The sequence below is a fragment of the Hyphomicrobium nitrativorans NL23 genome (assembly GCF_000503895.1).
GTDB classification, from domain to species: Bacteria; Pseudomonadota; Alphaproteobacteria; order Rhizobiales; family Hyphomicrobiaceae; genus Hyphomicrobium_C; species Hyphomicrobium_C nitrativorans.
In genome coordinates this window covers 736761-752870 of sequence record NC_022997.1, presented here as the reverse complement: position 1 = coordinate 752870, position 16110 = coordinate 736761, and the positions used below count along the sequence as shown (strand labels likewise).

General features: G+C 62.3%; 11 protein-coding genes. 5 read left to right on the top strand and 6 right to left on the bottom strand.

All coding sequences use genetic code 11. From position 1 onward, the window contains the following. The first annotated feature begins 801 nt into the window (after nucleotides 1-801). Nucleotides 802-3951, top strand: coding sequence for an autotransporter family protein (locus tag W911_RS03425; protein ID WP_023786110.1), 3150 nt, complete (start codon nucleotides 802-804; stop codon nucleotides 3949-3951). A 97-nt stretch (nucleotides 3952-4048) separates the two neighbouring features. On the opposite strand, the gene ada is transcribed toward W911_RS03425, so the two are convergent. Both ada and W911_RS03415 read right to left on the bottom strand, forming a co-directional pair. Continuing rightward, nucleotides 4049-5137 carry a bifunctional DNA-binding transcriptional regulator/O6-methylguanine-DNA methyltransferase Ada gene (ada, locus tag W911_RS03420; protein ID WP_041317270.1) on the bottom strand — a complete coding sequence of 363 codons (1089 nt, stop codon included), beginning with the start codon at nucleotides 5135-5137 and terminating at the stop codon, nucleotides 4049-4051. A 96-nt stretch (nucleotides 5138-5233) separates the two neighbouring features. Further along, a complete protein-coding gene (locus W911_RS03415) occupies nucleotides 5234-6226 on the bottom strand; it encodes an LLM class flavin-dependent oxidoreductase (protein WP_023786108.1) in 993 nt (330 codons plus the stop codon). 1108 nt (nucleotides 6227-7334) lie between these two features. Here W911_RS03415 and W911_RS03410 point away from each other — a divergent pair. After that, nucleotides 7335-10190, top strand: coding sequence for a beta strand repeat-containing protein (locus W911_RS03410; RefSeq protein ID WP_144083493.1), 2856 nt, complete (start codon nucleotides 7335-7337; stop codon nucleotides 10188-10190). Between the two features lie 74 nt (nucleotides 10191-10264). Here the strand turns inward: W911_RS03410 and W911_RS03405 are convergent, their stop codons facing one another. Continuing rightward, a complete protein-coding gene (locus W911_RS03405; protein ID WP_023786106.1) occupies nucleotides 10265-10825 on the bottom strand; it encodes a hypothetical protein in 561 nt (186 codons plus the stop codon). Between the two features lie 298 nt (nucleotides 10826-11123). Here W911_RS03405 and W911_RS03400 point away from each other — a divergent pair, with 298 nt between their 5' ends. Next, nucleotides 11124-11888, top strand: a complete 765-nt coding sequence (locus tag W911_RS03400; protein ID WP_081717615.1) for a DsbA family protein — start codon at nucleotides 11124-11126, stop codon at nucleotides 11886-11888. A gap of 37 nt (nucleotides 11889-11925) precedes the next feature. Here W911_RS03400 and W911_RS03395 read toward each other — a convergent pair whose 3' ends face one another. From W911_RS03395 to W911_RS03385, 3 genes are all read right to left on the bottom strand, one after another. Beyond that, nucleotides 11926-12186: a DUF6455 family protein gene (locus W911_RS03395; RefSeq protein ID WP_023786104.1), complete on the bottom strand. Its 261-nt coding sequence runs from the start codon at nucleotides 12184-12186 to the stop codon at nucleotides 11926-11928. Nucleotides 12187-12353: 167 nt separating this feature from the next. After that, complete coding sequence (locus tag W911_RS03390) at nucleotides 12354-12836, bottom strand: DUF411 domain-containing protein (protein ID WP_023786103.1); 483 nt, start codon at nucleotides 12834-12836, stop codon at nucleotides 12354-12356. Between the two features lie 48 nt (nucleotides 12837-12884). After that, nucleotides 12885-13160 carry a metal-sensitive transcriptional regulator gene (locus W911_RS03385; RefSeq protein ID WP_041316211.1) on the bottom strand — a complete coding sequence of 92 codons (276 nt, stop codon included), beginning with the start codon at nucleotides 13158-13160 and terminating at the stop codon, nucleotides 12885-12887. Between the two features lie 77 nt (nucleotides 13161-13237). Between W911_RS03385 and W911_RS03380 the strand changes: the two genes are divergently transcribed. Next, nucleotides 13238-15628: a heavy metal translocating P-type ATPase gene (locus W911_RS03380; protein WP_041316209.1), complete on the top strand. Its 2391-nt coding sequence runs from the start codon at nucleotides 13238-13240 to the stop codon at nucleotides 15626-15628. Nucleotides 15629-15650: 22 nt separating this feature from the next. Next, on the top strand, nucleotides 15651-16046 hold the full coding sequence (gene copM, locus W911_RS03375) for a CopM family metallochaperone (protein WP_023786102.1): 396 nt from the start codon (nucleotides 15651-15653) through the stop codon (nucleotides 16044-16046). The last annotated feature ends 64 nt before the right edge of the window (nucleotides 16047-16110 follow it).

The window sequence follows — 16110 nt, the reverse complement described above, 5'->3', positions numbered from 1 at the left end:
GACTTGCACCTTCCTCTTCTCCCGCTTTGTGTTGTTGCGGCCTTCGTAGGAATATTTGCGGGCGGGAGTAGGTACGTTGCGGCCTTTGCCCTTACGCTTGCGCATATCGATCTCCGTGCAGCTTGCTGAGCAAGTCGCTTTCAGCCTTCGAGCGGGCGCGGCGAGGCACCCTTCCATGAAGAAGGCGAACGACTGCTTGCGATATTTTGTGGAATGAGCTGCCCGTAAGCTCGGAGACTTCGCCGGACTCTGGATTGCAACCAAGGTGCCGCTTGGCGCGCAAGCACCCGAGACGCTGCTCGCGCGAGCAGATGCCTCCGCCAATCGCAGAATGACGACTCTAAGCCTACGATCACAGCTCCGCTGTGCAACACCACAATGAACTCATCACTGTGTGTGAGACACGCCCCCGGGAAGGTCGTTTGCTGGCTTGTTAAGAAAGCGCAGCAACGACGTCCCGGGCCAAGACATGCTTGATCCAGCGTCGCGCAATAAAGAGGGTCGGAAACTGTGACATGCCGCTGAAGATAGGCCAGGCATGAAGGAAGTCAACGTTAGGCCCGCATGCATGAATGCGTTGCTGAGGTTTGCGAGCGCGATCGGCGCGATCCACGCCGGCCGCGACGGGCGCCACCGCGTCTTCAACCATCGTTAACAGGTTGCCCCCAGTAATCATCTGTAGACGTCGCGCCATCCCCTAGTCCGCCGCGTAGGCGACGACTTTTCATGAGCACGCCAGGCATGCCGCCGAAGGCGAGAGCGTTCGGCGAGAGACGCCGCGTATCGCTGGGGGGTATTTAAATGCGAATTTCCACCGACGCAGGCGTTTGCCGCAACATTGCTTTGAGGTTGTTATCCAGCGCCGCAATCATTCCATCCGTGGCCCTCGTCATCGGACTCCAAACGGCGCGTCCGGCCATCGCCGGCAGTTGCACCCCAGGCCCGACGTCCGTCTGCTCGGGCGCAGGATCCGGTGCGGACGTTACACAGAATATCAACCTTGGGAGCCCTGTTGAGATCACAACAACTGCAGGCTTTGGACTCGACATCACCGATGGCGGTGACGGTTTTAGCATTGTCGGGCTGGGCGGCGTCACGTTCACGGACAACTTCGCCTCGATCATCACGACAAACGGCAGTTACGGCATCTTCGCTGAAAATACCGTCAGCGGCACTCTCAGTATCGTGTCGACAGGAACGCTGATCGCCACAGGCGGCGATGGCATTCGCACCTACAATGATGGAGCGGACACGCTGGTTCGCGTTCACGATACCGAGGGCGACGGAAACGGGATCAACGTCGATCATCAGGGCTCAGGCTCAGTCCATATTATCTCCACAGGGCAAGCGACAGGTCATACCCTGAACGGGATCTATGGTTACGTCTGGTCTGGCACCTCCATGACGGTCGAGGCAGTCGATACTCAGGGCGCCCACGAGGGCATCTTCGCCCGTAATGGCACCTCCGGGGCACTGGTCGTCACATCGACAGGGCAAGCGACCGGCACATCCGGGCGCGGCATTCTTGCCGACAACATTGTTGGCAGCACCGACGTGACTGTGAGCGCCGTGAATACGCACGGCGGCGACATGGGAATCCGTGTCAACCACTACGGAACCGGTTTCCTTGAGGTCAATTCCACCGGAACAGCCAGCGGTGGTCTAAGCGGATTGAGCACATTGGGCACGGCATCGAGCACGACTGCGACGATCAACGCCGCCGATACGGACGGCGGAGGTTGGGGTATTTACGCCATACATGAGGGCGCCGGCCCAATTACGGTGACCTCGACGGGCACGGCCATAGGTCATGGCGGTGCAGGTATCGTTGTTCAGACAGGCACCGGAAGTTCTGGCCTGAATCTCACCGCCCACAATGCCCGGGGCGGACAGCATGGCATCCAAACGGATCACAACAGCGCCGCCGGCACACCCGGCAATACGGCGGCGATTGTCGTCACCGGCCATATACTCGGCGGCACGGGCTACGGCATTACGACGGCATCCACCGCCGGCGTCTTGACGACCATCGATGTTCAGGCCGGAGCCCTGGTAGAATCCAACAGCGGCAACGCCATTGCCAACGATGACGGGGATAGCGCGATCGTCATCGCCGACGGCGGCACGGTCAACGGACGCGTTAGCCTAGGGTTCGGCAACGACACCATAACCCTCCGGGGAAGCTTGTCGGGTATCACGGTTCTCGACGGCGGCGGCGGGGGAACAGACGTCCTGAATCTGTCCGACGCCGCCCATGTGGTTCATGCGGGAAGCGCCATCCAGAACTGGAGCGCGATCAATCTCGACAACAGCCGCGTGACCCTGACAGAGGGCGGCGTGACCGTAGGCACACCCGGCGATATGACCACCGGCATCTTCCTGCGCAACGGTTCGACGCTCGATGGAAGCCAGGACAACTTTTCGCTCAACGGCAACATGTCCCTTGCCGCCGGCACGCAGTTCATCGCGTCGGGCAACGGAAGCGGCACGAACGCCATCAGCGGAAACGTGGTCAATGCAGGTCTCATCTCGGCGGCAGGCGGCGGCGCAGGCGATCGGATCAGGATCGCGGGCGACTATGCCGGCAACGGCGGAACCATCGTTCTCGAAACACGACTGGGCGACGACACCTCCCCCACCGACAAGCTGGAAATCGCAGGCGGCACGTCCGGCACGTCCACCGTCCGGGTGACCAATGCCAATGGCCCCGGTGCGGCAACGAATGAAGGCATCGAGATTATTAAGATTGCAGGCGCGTCCCACGGCGTGTTCGCTCTTCAAGGCGACTATCAGTTCAAGGGAGCACCTGCCATCGTTGGCGGCGCCTATGCCTATCGGCTAGAGAAGGGGAATGCGTCCGAATCGGAGACGAACAATTGGTATCTCCGGTCCGAACTCTACGACACGACCGATCCGCGCTATCGGCCGGATGCTTCGCTCTACCAGCCGGGCGCCTCGGCTTACGAAGCATACCCTCACGCGCTTCTCGGCCTGAACACGCTGTCCACGCTGCAGCAGCGTGTCGGCAACCGCGCCTGGATGAACGATAGCGGCCTGTCTCATGAAAACCAAGGAGGCCCTGCGCCTTCACAGTCAGGTTCGACAGCTCGGCATGCGGGCGTCTGGGCGCGCGTGGAAGGCGCTCGTAACAGAATCGATCCGCATTCTGCGACCGCCGGAAAGCGGTTCGACCAAACTGTCTTCAAAGCCCAGGCCGGCGTTGACGGGCCCGTCTTCCAAAACTCGGAGAGTACGCTTCAAGGCGGGATCACAGCCCACTATTCGCAAGGTGTCATCAACACGCACTCCGAGCACGGTGATGGCCGGATCGCCACCAGCGGCTATGGCCTGGGGGGCACGTTGACATGGTACGGCTATGACGGTCTCTACATTGACGGCCAGGCGCAAGGCACCTGGTATCAGTCCGAGTTAAGCTCTCTTTTGGCCAGCCGGACTTTGGCCGCCGATAATGATGCGTTCGGCTATACCTTTTCGCTGGAAAGCGGGCATCGTGCGTCGTTTGGATCGGGCTGGTCGATCACGCCACAAGCTCAATTGGTCTACTCGAACGTCGATTTCGATACGTTTGTCGATGTCTTCGGCGCGCCGGTCAGTCTCGATAGGGGTGCAAGCCTGCAAGGCCGCCTGGGGCTCACGCTCGCTCACGAAACTTCGTGGCGGGATGTGAACGGCCAAACAAGCCGGGCGCAGACTTATGGCATCGCCAACATCTACCACGAGTTTCTCGACGGGAGCCGCGTCGACGTTGCGGACACGCGCTTCCACTTCAAACAGGATCGAGTTTGGGGAGGTCTCGGCGCCGGAAGCACCTATAGCTGGCGCGACGACGCGTACTCGCTTTACGCCGAGGCCCTCGTCAACACGAGCCTTGCCAGTGTTAGCGAAAGTTATTCGCTACAAGGCAAAGCTGGCGGACGCATGAGATGGTGAACCATCGAATGCCCGTCGTCTGCCCGCTCGTTTCGATCTGAAACGTTGCGCCCATCCCAACGCTTCCGAACCCGGAGCTGGGGAGCGTAGCGAAGCGTCAGCCTTTGCGCTCCCTGTCGATCAGCGCCCGCTTGCGCGCGACACCCCAGCGGTAGCCGGAGAGCGACCCGTCGTTGCGCACCACGCGATGGCAGGGAATGGCGACGGCGATTTTATTCGCTGCGCACGCGCCCGCCACGGCGCGCACAGCCTTCGGCATTCCGATGCGCTCTGCAATCTCGCTGTACGTCGCCGTCGTCCCCGCCGGGATCTCGCGCAACGCTTGCCAGACCCGATGCTGAAACGCCGTGCCGCGGATATCGAGCGGAAGATCGAACCCGGCGTCCGGCGCCTCCACGAGGCCGACCACCTTGGCCACGACATCCTCGAACGCCGCATCGCCACCGACCAGCCGCGCCCGCGGGAAACGGTCTTCGAGATCGTGTACGAGCGCTTCGGGATCGTCTCCCAGCATAATCGACGTGATCCCCTTGTCGCTCGCAGCGACGAGGATCGACCCGAGCGAGCATGCGCCCACGGCAAATTTCATCTCGGCGGTCGCCCCGCCTGTGCGGAATTCGGAGGGTGTCATGCCGAGAACGTCCGTTGAGTTGGCGTAGAACCGCGCACTGGAATTGAATCCGGCCTCATAAATGGCGTCCGTCACGGAGGCGGCGCGCGTCAAGCTTTCGCGAACCCGCTTTCCGCGGTGCGCCATCCCGTACGCCTTGGGCGTCACACCCGTCACTCCCTTGAACACGCGATGAAAGTGAAATGCACTGAACCCCGTGACACGTGCGAGATCTGCGAGCTTTGGCGCATCCTCGGCGCTCTCGATCAGCCGGCAGGCCGCGGCGACCTTGGCCGCATACCGATCGTGCAGGGATGCTTCGTTCGGCTTGCATCGCTTGCACGGGCGGAACCCGGCGGCCTCCGCAGCAGCGCATGACACATGGAACGCGACGTTCTCTCGTTTGGCAAGACGTGCCGGGCATGAGGGCCGGCAATAGACGCCGGTCGTTGCCACCGAATAGTAGAACCGGCCATCGAAACTGCGGTCCCGTTCCTGGAGAGCCTTCCAAAACGCCTCCTCCCGGCGCGATGCCGGTGGGGATTGGGGCGGCGGCTGTTCAACGGTCGGACTCATGCGGCCATCTTTCTTCATTGCCATGTCCGCAACATAGGAAGACAACCGCCGCGCGGCACTCCGGTCCTTGCTGTCGAATTCAAATTCCAATCCCGGTCAAATATCCCGCAGGCATGGCAGCACCTCCTGCGAGAACAGCCGCATCTGCTCCATCGAAAGGGGCGGAGAGAGCACGCCGTTGCCGTTGAACACGCATCGGAGCGCGGCGATCCCCATGCGGCGCCTGAGGTCCGCGATCTGCGCAAAGCACGATTCCGGATCGCCGAGGATGAGTTGGTCGCGCAGCAGCAGCTCCCGGTCGATCGGAAGCACGTCCCCAGGCGCCACGCCCCGCCTCCCGGCATAATAGATCCGTCTCGTCTGCAGCAAAGGCAGAAGATGCTCCAAGTGCGCCTCCGCATCGGCGGCGGAACGCCCAACGACCACATATCGCGTGAGCGAACTCTCCGCGAGCCGGGACGGAAAGCCATGCGCCCGGACGAGATCGCGATAGATCTCGATTTGACGCGTTTCCGGAGGCTCCAGGCTGAGCAGCAGCGGCAATCCATGCCGTCCGGCAAACGTCAGCGTCTCTTCCGTATACCCAGCCACGTAAAGAGGTGGATGCGGCGCCTGCACACACGGCTGGACAGGAATTGTCAGCGCCTCTCCATCGGCAGCTCTCTGTCGCGCAGTCCCCAGCCATACGCTTCGCATCGCCGCGAAGGCGTCCTCGAAACGTTCGCGCGTGCTGGCGGGATCGATGCCGAGCCGCGCAAGCGTCCCAGGATCGGTGCCACGCCCGAGACCGATATCGATCCGGCCGCCGCTTTGCCAATCGAGCTGCGCAATCTGCTCGGCCAGCACAAGCGGATTGTGCAACGGCAGGACAAGCACCGACGTGCCGACCCGCACCCGCTCGGTGCGCGCAAGGACGGCAGCCGCCAGAAGCAGCAGCGAGGGATACGGCTGCGGCGGAGTCTGGAAATGGAACTCGTTGAACCACACGCCGTCGTAGCCAAGCCGGTCGATCTCCTCCATCCGCGCGACAAACGCAGCGTGATCCATGCGATCGGGCTCACGGCCGATGCCGGCGATGTCGACACGCATGGGAGATCCTTTATCGAAAGCCTACAGGCGCGCCTTAGCACAACCCCGCAAACGGCGCGTCAGCCCCGTTTTCTACGCAGCGGCCACCCGCGGAAGCGCCCGCAGCGCGCGGAAGCCCGTTTGTGCGTCGCACCAGCAAAGCACTCTGCACTCTGAAAATTCCCTGTCGAATCAGCAACACGCCCTGAATGCATGTATCCGCCCGGCAACACATCAATCCAAAAGGAAGAGATTAATTTTGTGTTGAATTGATACGCAGACGGACTTGTGTCCAAGTATCGGCTTGTGAGCAACCTGTGAATAATCTGTGGGGCAGGGAAGTTAAGGCGCTGATTATAAATAGCATTTCCGAGCTTCTCAACAGGTCCACAGGGGTTGAAGTCAAGAATTTTTAGTATGCGTAAGCGTTTAGGAGTTGCGTACCATGTTGCAGGGGCATTGGGGGGCGGCACCGAGCCGCGGGAGACACAGCAGCGTCGCCAGACGGCTGCTTTCGACAGTCAGCGCAGTGGCATTGGGCGCTGTTTTCGTCGCCGCTGGATCGATGCCGGCGATCGCTCAGTGCACTCCGAGCAGCGGCACGAACTCCTCATGCGTCGGAACCGGAAATCTCGGTAACGGCGCAACGCTGAACTCGCTCGCAGTCGGCAATCAGAACAACATACAAGGCGCGACAAACGCGTTTGCCAATGGCAATGAAAACCAGCTTTGGCAATCCACCAACACGTCCGCAACGGGGGACAGCAATGATCTCTCAGGCTCGGGAACACGCAACTCCTCTGCAGTAGGGAGCGACAACGATGTCCGCGGAATCAATTCTTCCGCGGTAGGCAGCGGCAATGGACTCAGAGGCACTGAAAACTCATCGGCCACAGGAAACGCTAACCGCCTTCTTGGGGCGGTAAATGGGTCCGCCATCGGAGATGAAAACAACCTCGAAGATTCGACAAATTCGTCGGCGACGGGCAACCTCAATCAGATTTGGCAAGCGACGAACTCATCCGCCACCGGCGACAACAATACTCTCACCGGACGGAACACGAGGAACTCATCCGCGACGGGGCAAGGCAACAATGTCAGCGCGATCAATTCGTCGGCAACCGGCTCCTTGAACAATCTCCAAGATGCCGTCAATTCCTCAGCCACAGGCGATAGCAACACGCTGATCCGTGCGCGCCAATCTTCCGCCACAGGCACCCTCAACAGCCTGAACGATGCGCAGAATTCCTCGGCATCGGGCACGAGCAATCAGCTTAGCGGAACTGTCAACTCGTCAGCCGCGGGCGACAGGAACACGATTTCTGGTTCCAACAACGCATCCGCATCGGGTGAGCAGAACCAGATCCTCAACGGATCGCACAACGCATCCGCATCCGGCTTCAACAACCAGCTCAACAACGCAGCGAACTCCAACGCCGCGGGCGATCGCAACGCCATAACGAACTCGAACAACGCCTCAGCCTCAGGCCAGCAGAACCAGATCCTCAACGGGTCGCACAACGCATCCGCATCCGGCGTAAGCAACGAGATCAGCGCTTCTCAAAACGCAACTGCCTCGGGCAACGACAATACGATCACAGGATCGCATAACGCATCCGCGTCCGGCTTCAACAACCAGCTCAACAACGCAGCGAACTCCAACGCCGCGGGCGATCGCAACGCCATAACGAACTCGATCAACGCCTCCGCCTCAGGCCAGCAGAACCAGATCCTCAACGGATCGCACAACGCCTCCGCATCCGGCGCAAGCAACGAGATCAGCGCTTCTGAAAACGCAACTGCCTCGGGCAACGACAATACGATCACAGGATCGGACAACGCATCCGCATCGGGTCAGCAGAACCAGATCACCAACGGGTCGCACAACGCATCCGCGTCCGGCGTAAGCAACGAGATCAGCGCTTCTCAAAACGCAACTGCCTCGGGCAACGACAATACGATCACAGGATCGCACAACGCATCCGCATCCGGCGTATCCAACGAGATCGACAACGCTCAGAACGCGTCCGCGACAGGCAACGACAACACCATCTCCGACTCCATCAACGCCTCCGCCTCGGGCCAGCAGAACCAGATCCTCAACGGATCACATAACGCATCCGCGTCGGGTCAGCAGAACCAGATCACCAACGGATCGCACAACGCATCCGCGTCCGGCTTCGACAACGAGATCGACAACGCTCAGAACTCGACCGCGGTCGGAGACGGAAACACGCTCGACACGGCGACAGGATCGAGCGTCTACGGCTCCGGAAACAGCATCACCTTCGGTACGGACTCCGCAGCAATTGGAACCGACAACGCCCTCTTTGGCGTCGCCGGATCCACAGCCACCGGCTCAAGCAATTTTCTGATCGGCACGGACAACGTCTCCGCGACGGGCGCATCGAACATTCTCGTAGGCACCGCGAACTCATCCGCGACGGGCTTCTTCAACATAATGGCGTTGAGCGAAAATTCATCGGCAACCGGCACTGGCAACATTGTCGCCTTCAGCCAAAATGCGTTCGCGACAGGAACGCTCAACGTTCTTCTGGGCGCGAGCAATTCTTCGACAACCGGCGTCCTCAACATACTTGCGGGCGCAAATAATTCTTCCGCCACAGGCACGTTCAATCTTCTGACGAACGCCACCGATTCAGCGGCAGTCGGCACCGGAAACAATCTGACGAATGCAACCGCATCGTCTGCTACAGGCACGGCAAATGACCTGACCGACGCGACGAGTTCCGGAGCGGTCGGGAATGACAACCAGCTTGTCGCAGCCCTGCAATCGTTTTCGGTGGGCGCATCGAACATTCTCAACGACGCGGAAAATTCGTCTGCAACCGGCACCGCCAACGACTTGATGACCGCCACCAACTCAAATGCGGTTGGCCAGGGCAACATCGGCACCAACGCAACGAATTCATCGGCAACAGGCACCAACAACAACCTGACAAACGCTACGAATTCGAGCGCCACTGGCCAGGGGAACATTGCCGCGGATGCAACGAACTCCTCTGCAACGGGCACCAACAACGACCTCACGCAGGCGGAGAATTCTTCGGCCACCGGCGACGGAAATCTGCTGTCGGATGCCACAAATTCTGGCGCAGTCGGCTTCCGGAACAATCTCACGGACGCCACGAATTCCTTCGCCGTAGGAAACCCAAACAACCTCGCTGGCGCCACGAACTCCACGGCCATTGGAAGCACAAATTCCATGGTTGGCGCACAGCAGTCGCTCACCGTAGGCACGGCAAACAACGCAGACGGAGCGCTCAATTCTCTCGCCGTCGGCAGCACCTCAAGAGTTACGGGCTCGACCAGCGCCATCGCCTTCGGCACGAATGCGAACGCCAGCAACGCCAACAACTCGTTCGCATTCGGAAACAATGCGAACGCATCCGGCACGACGAACTCTCTTGCGGCGGGCGCAAACGCCACCGTAACGGCAAACGACGGCAATGCGATCGGCACGAATTCGCAGGTCGCACATGCCAGATCGACGGCACTCGGCTTCGGAGCGCAGAGCGAATTTGCCGACGAAGTCACTCTCGGAGCGAAAAACGGCTCGCAAACCTACACCACCCCCGGCATCACGTCCGACTTGAGCAAGCAGCGCCAGACCGGCCGGCTTGAACTCGTGACGACCGACGCCAACGGCCATCTCGCGTCAGACGGCGGAGACGTGTTCCGGAGCATCGCAAAGCTGCAGGCGGGCGTGGCCGTCGCGCTGGCTGCGGAAGCTCCGTCCCTCACATCGGCCGAAAACTTCGGCATGCGGATCGGCTGGGGTAACTTCGAGGGCGACGCCAACGCGGTTGCCGTGAGCGCGATCGGCGTGGTGTGCCGGAACTGCTTCTCAAGCGGAGACCGCATCGCGATCGACGGCTCAGTGGGCGCAGGCTGGTCCGACTACAAATCCTATAGCGCCGGCAACAGCATCGGTGGACGGGCCGGCGTCCAATGGACCTGGTAACAAGCACACGCGCAACCGGGGCCTCGCCCCCGGTTGTCGCATTGATGCGCGGACCATGATCGTTTTAGGCCGTGTCAATCCGAAGGCTTTCGAGCGTCGGCATCGTTCTTATCCGCCCCCGGCGGAGCACCGTCCGCCTTGGGCGCCTCCGGAGGCATGACATCGATGGCGATCCCAAACAAGCGCCAGTCGCCCTCGACAGTCTCGAACATGAGATCGAAGATAACGCGCTCGGGCCGCGTATCGAAGAAGCCCGTGATGCGAAGGCGGCCGTCCGGCTGAATCGCGGGCGGCTGCACGAGCTTCGGATCGAAAAACAGAATGGGCGAGAGGTCGAGATTGCGCCCGCGCAGGGCAGCGAAAATCTCCGCCAGCCGCGCCTGACTGTTTCCCGCCTGAAAGCCTGGCGCCGCAAGATCGCGCAGCACGGAATAATTGCCCGTCGCGTTGGCCTGGTTGAGCGCGATGAGGGTCGTGCGGATGAGAAGCGTAAGCTTGGTGTCGTCCGGCAGAGGGGATGACGCCGCCGGCCCGGCATCGCGCGGCACGGCCGGCTCGGCGATGTGCGTTCCCGCAGCACCTGAGACCGACATCGCGAGCAAAAGGAAAACTGCAGCTACGCCACGCCTGAGCATATGACACGATCGATTTCGGGAAGACGCCCCAGCGGCCCTCACGGGGCCAACACGTACCCATCCCGGACAGCAAGCACAACAACGGTCGCGATTGACCTTAACGAACGGAGCCGCCATCGGGCACCACGGACGAGCGGCAGAAGCCCGCACAAAAGAAGAAAATCCTCGAATTTCGCGACAAAAATAGAACGCATTACCCTCACATGAGCGATAAATAGCATCAACTGCCACGATCCAGCCGCAGTTGATCCGCAAGCACCGCCCAGCGAAATCCAATTCGAGCCTCATCGGGGGATCCATGTCACCAGCCGCTTCAACTCGCGCATTGGCCCTCGTCTGCGCGAGCCTCTTAGCGCTCGATCCCGCGGGACTGCGCTCCGCCTCGGCCGAGCCGCTCCCGGCCGATCGGGCTGGCCTCGACGCCTATATCCGCGACTACCTCATGAACAATCCCGAAGTCGTGCGCGATGCGCTCCTCAAGCTGGAGCAGGACGAGCAGATCGCCAACACCAAGCGCGCGCTCATCGAGCACAAGGATGCGCTATACGCCTCGGGCTCCCCCGAGATCGGCAATCCCGACGCCAAGGTCACGATCGTGGAGTTCTCCGACTACAACTGCCCCTACTGCCGCGCCACGTATCCCGACCTCAAGTCCTTCCTCAAGGACAATCCGGACACCAAGGTGGTGCTGAAGAACGTCGCGAGCTTCGGCAAGGATTCGGAGGCCGTTGCGCACATCGTGATTGCCGCCGCAAAGCAGGGCAACTTCGAAGCGCTCCACGACGCGCTCATGACGCAGAAGGGGCAAGTCACGGAAGAACGCGCGCTCGACGTTGCGAAAGGGCTCGGCTTCGACATCGACCGCATCAAGAAAGACGCGGCAGCGACAGAAACCGCCGAGACCTTGGCTGCCACGCAAAATCTCGCCAATCAGCTGAGTGTCAACGTCACCCCGCTTTACATCGTCGGGCATCAGGGCGTCGCAGGAGCACCCGACGATCTTCTCGCGCAATTGAGTGCGCACGCCGAAAGCGTCCGCAAAAACGGTTGCGAAGTCTGCTGACGCAAACACGCACGCCAAACGTTCTGCCCCTCCGCGATCACGTCGTGGTCTTGCGGCAGCTTTCGAACACCGCGAGGTTGGGGCAGAAGTCAGGCCGCTCGGAACTCGGCGGATCCGCATCCAGCCAGGCGAGACAGTCTTGCGCGTAGGGACAGTGCAGACAGGTGGTCCGCGCGTCGGCATAGGCACATCCCCCGTCGCGCCGCACAAGCGTCAGCGCATCGACGCCGAGCCTGTCCATCACGACGGTCATGCGGTTAGCCCGCCGCTCGACGAGGCGGCAAAGAGGCCACTCCATAGCGGTTCTCCCAGGGCCTGGCGCCTTGTCGGCGCCTGTCGTTGGCCATGCGTAGAGACACACCGGCAAACCGACTTTGCACGACGACGGAGCGCATGAGTTTGATCGGCATCAATAGGCCGAACATCGCCGACCGAACCGTCAAGCTGCGCCGCGCCCGTCCGCTCTCAAACGGCCTTGTCCTCCCGATATCGGCCGTAGCTCCGCTCGCCGCCGTCGCCGAACAGGATGACGTCGTAGGTCTCGGGTGTTCCGCCTTCCATGCCCGGCGAGCCGACCGGCATACCCGGCACCGCCAGGCCCCGCGCCGCGGGCTTCTCCGCAAGCAACCGCTTGATGGCCTCCGCAGGCACATGCCCCTCGATGACATAGCCGCCGATCTCGGCCGTATGACACGAAGCGAGCGACCGCGGCACACCGAGCTGCGCCTTCACGGCGGTCATGCGGGGTGTATCGCGCACGGTCGCCTCGAAGCCGTTCGCTCGCAGGTGCTCGACCCATTCGTGGCAGCATCCACAGGACGGATCGCGGAAGACAATGGCGTGCGGCAGCCGGTCGGCGCGCGCAACGCGCGAAAGTCCCACCAACGCGCCGGCTCCGATGAAGCCGAGCACGTGACGACGATCCAGAACGCGTATCTTCCCAACCATGATGAACCTCCTGAGCCGGACAAAGCCCGGCGAGCCTCGAAGTCGCAGTCAGCGCGCGCTGCGCGCCAGCACATCCATCAATTCGGCAATCTTCTGCTCCTGCTCCGCCTTGTCGCCGCTGGCCATGGCGTGCGCAACGCAATGGGAAATGTGATCGCGCAGCACGTCCTCCTCGACACGGCGCAGCGCAGCGCGCACCGCCGCGACTTGCGTCACGATGTCGATGCAGTAGCGATCCTCTTCCACCATCCGGGCGAGACCGCGCACCTGACCTTCGATGCGGTTGAGGCGTTTAAGCCGCGACGCTTTGGAAGCTTTCGTCATGCTTGACCGATACCCCATGGGGGTATATCCGTCAATACATACCCCCCAAGGGTATACGAGAGAAACGAGGACGCCCGATGACCGAGCACGAAACCGAGAAACATGTCTCTTGTTGTGGCCATTGCGGGGGAAGCTCGCACGGAACAGCCAGCGCCCCCGGGGCGGACGCCCTCCACGCCGCGAAGGACCCCGTCTGCGGCATGACGGTGGACCCGCACACCGCCAAGCATCGCCACGTCCACGAGGGCCGCACCTACTATTTCTGCGCCGCGGGTTGCCGCACGAAGTTCGCCGCAGATCCCGAAAAATATCTGGCGCCCCAGGACGAGCGCACGCCTCCGCCGCCTGGGACCATCTACACCTGCCCCATGCACCCCGAGATCCGCCAGGAAGGCCCCGGCGCCTGCCCTATCTGCGGCATGGCTCTCGAACCGGAATTCGTCACAGCCGACGCAGCACCCAATCCAGAACTCGCCGACATGACGCGGCGCTTCTGGATTGCTCTCGCCCTGACGTTCCCCGTCTTCGTGCTCGAAATGGGCGGCCACCTCGTCGGACTCCACCACATGATCGGCCGCGCGACGTCGAACTGGGTCCAGCTCGCGCTTGCGACGCCTGTCGTGCTCTGGGCGGGCTGGCCGTTCTTCGAGCGCGGCTGGGCGTCCGTAAAATCGCGCAACCTCAACATGTTCACGTTGATCGCCATGGGCACCGGCGTGGCCTGGATCTACAGCATCGTCGCCACTTTTTGGCCAGGCCTGTTCCCGGCGATCATGCGCGATCCGCACGACGGGTCCGTCGCCGTCTATTTCGAAGCAGCCGCCGTCATCACCACGCTGGTTCTGCTCGGGCAGGTGCTGGAACTCCGCGCGCGCGAACGCACGAGCGGCGCCATTCGCGCCCTCCTCGACCTCTCGCCCAAGATGGCGCGGCGCATCCGGAGCGACGGAACCGACGAGGACATCGCCCTCGAAGAGGTCGCCGAAGGAGATCGCCTGCGCGTGCGTCCTGGCGAGCACATCCCGGTCGACGGCGAAATCCTGGAAGGCCGCAGCACCATCGACGAATCCCTCGTGACGGGCGAATCCATGCCCGTGACCAAGAGCGCGGGCGAAACCGTGATCGGCGGCACCACGAACCAATCCGGCGGCTTCGTCATGCGCGCCGGCAAGGTCGGCCGCGAGACGGTTCTCTCGCGCATCGTGCAGATGGTCGCCCAAGCCCAGCGCAGCCGCGCGCCGATCCAGCGCCTCGTCGATCACGTCTCCGGATGGTTCGTCCCGACGGTGATTGCCGTCGCAGTCCTGGCGTTCCTCGCCTGGTCCACGTGGGGCCCCGAGCCGCGTTTCACCTACGCGCTCATCGCCGCGGTGTCAGTGCTCATCATCGCCTGCCCCTGCGCGCTCGGTCTCGCAACACCGATGTCGATCATGGTCGGCGTGGGACGCGGCGCCAGATCCGGCGTGCTGATCAAGAACGCCGAAGCACTCGAACGCATGGAGAAGGTCGACACGCTGCTCGTCGACAAGACGGGCACCCTCACCGAAGGCAAACCCAGCGTCGTCAAGATCCACACCGCCGCCGGGACCGCGGAGACGGAACTCCTGCGCCTCGCCGCCAGCCTGGAGCGCCGGAGCGAGCATCCGCTCGCAGCCGCCATCGTCGCGGCGGCGCGTGAGAAAAACATCACGCTCGCGGAGCCGGAAAGCTTCGACAGCCCGGTCGGAAAAGGCGTGATCGGCACCGTGGACGGCCGCAAGCTCGCCATCGGCAACCGCCGCATCATGCAGGACGCAGGCATCGGCACGGCCGCTCTCGACACCCCAGCGGACGACCTCCGCCGCGACGGCGCAACCGCCATCTTCGTCGCCATCGACGGAAAAGCCGCCGGCATCCTCGCGATTGCGGACCCCGTGAAGAAGACGACGCCGGAAGCCATCGCCGCCTTGCGGGAGACCGGCATTCGGATCGTCATGCTGACCGGCGACCAGAAGACGACAGCCGAAGCCGTCGCCCGCGCCCTCGGCATCGACGACGTCGAAGCCGAAGTTCTACCCGAGGAAAAGAGCAAGATCGTCGAACGCCTGCGCCACGAAGGCCATGTCGTCGCCATGGTGGGCGACGGCATCAACGACGCGCCAGCGCTCGCCGCCGCCGACGTCGGCATCGCCATGGGAAGCGGCACGGACGTGGCAATGGAAAGCGCCGGCGTGACGCTTCTTAAAGGCGATCTCAATGGCATCGTCCGCGCCCGCGCCCTCTCGGCCGCCACCATGGCGAACATCCGCCAGAACCTGTTCTTCGCCTTCGTCTACAACGCCGCGGGCGTGCCCATCGCCGCCGGCGTCCTCTACCCCGTGTTCGGCATCCTGTTGTCGCCGATCGTTGCCGCCGCCGCCATGTCGCTGTCGTCCGTCAGCGTCGTCGCCAACGCGCTGCGCCTCAACCACGTGCGCCTCAAGGCATAACGACCGTACTCAAGGAGACCGAATGAAACGCCATATCATCCTGTCGCTCCCGGCCATCGCGCTCGCCACGGGCCTCGCCTGGGCAGAAGCGCACGACCATCGGCACCACGGCCACGAGGCACACACGGAGCACGACCACGGCAAGGCTGGCGACACGAAGAGCGAAGCCACGCGCGCCTACGAAGCAGCGAACGCCCGGATGCACGACGGCATGAATGCCGCCCTCACCGGCGACGCCGACGTCGACTTCATGAAAGGCATGATCCCACACCATCAGGGCGCGATCGACATGGCCAAGATTGTCTTGAAATACGGGAAGGACGCGGAAACGCGAAAGCTCGCCGAGGAGATTATCGCGGCTCAGACGAAGGAAATCGTGCTGATGAAGGAGTGGCTCGCGACACGTGGAGCGGAGTAGCCCAACCGGCGGCGATAGATACTGAGTCCACGCATACCGAAAAGGCGCCCACCCACCTTTGCCC

Excerpts from the sequence above, each read along its gene's own strand:
- W911_RS03425 (WP_023786110.1), top strand. The coding sequence starts at position 802 with ATGCGAATTTCCACCGACGCAGGCGTTTGCCGCAACATTGCTTTGAGG.
- ada (WP_041317270.1), bottom strand. The coding sequence starts at position 5,137 with ATGAGTCCGACCGTTGAACAGCCGCCGCCCCAATCCCCACCGGCATCG.
- W911_RS03415 (WP_023786108.1), bottom strand. The coding sequence starts at position 6,226 with ATGCGTGTCGACATCGCCGGCATCGGCCGTGAGCCCGATCGCATGGAT.
- W911_RS03405 (WP_023786106.1), bottom strand. The coding sequence starts at position 10,825 with ATGCTCAGGCGTGGCGTAGCTGCAGTTTTCCTTTTGCTCGCGATGTCG.
- W911_RS03400 (WP_081717615.1), top strand. The coding sequence starts at position 11,124 with ATGTCACCAGCCGCTTCAACTCGCGCATTGGCCCTCGTCTGCGCGAGC.
- W911_RS03395 (WP_023786104.1), bottom strand. The coding sequence starts at position 12,186 with ATGGAGTGGCCTCTTTGCCGCCTCGTCGAGCGGCGGGCTAACCGCATG.
- W911_RS03390 (WP_023786103.1), bottom strand. The coding sequence starts at position 12,836 with ATGGTTGGGAAGATACGCGTTCTGGATCGTCGTCACGTGCTCGGCTTC.
- W911_RS03385 (WP_041316211.1), bottom strand. The coding sequence starts at position 13,160 with ATGACGAAAGCTTCCAAAGCGTCGCGGCTTAAACGCCTCAACCGCATC.
- W911_RS03380 (WP_041316209.1), top strand. The coding sequence starts at position 13,238 with ATGACCGAGCACGAAACCGAGAAACATGTCTCTTGTTGTGGCCATTGC.
- copM (WP_023786102.1), top strand. The coding sequence starts at position 15,651 with ATGAAACGCCATATCATCCTGTCGCTCCCGGCCATCGCGCTCGCCACG.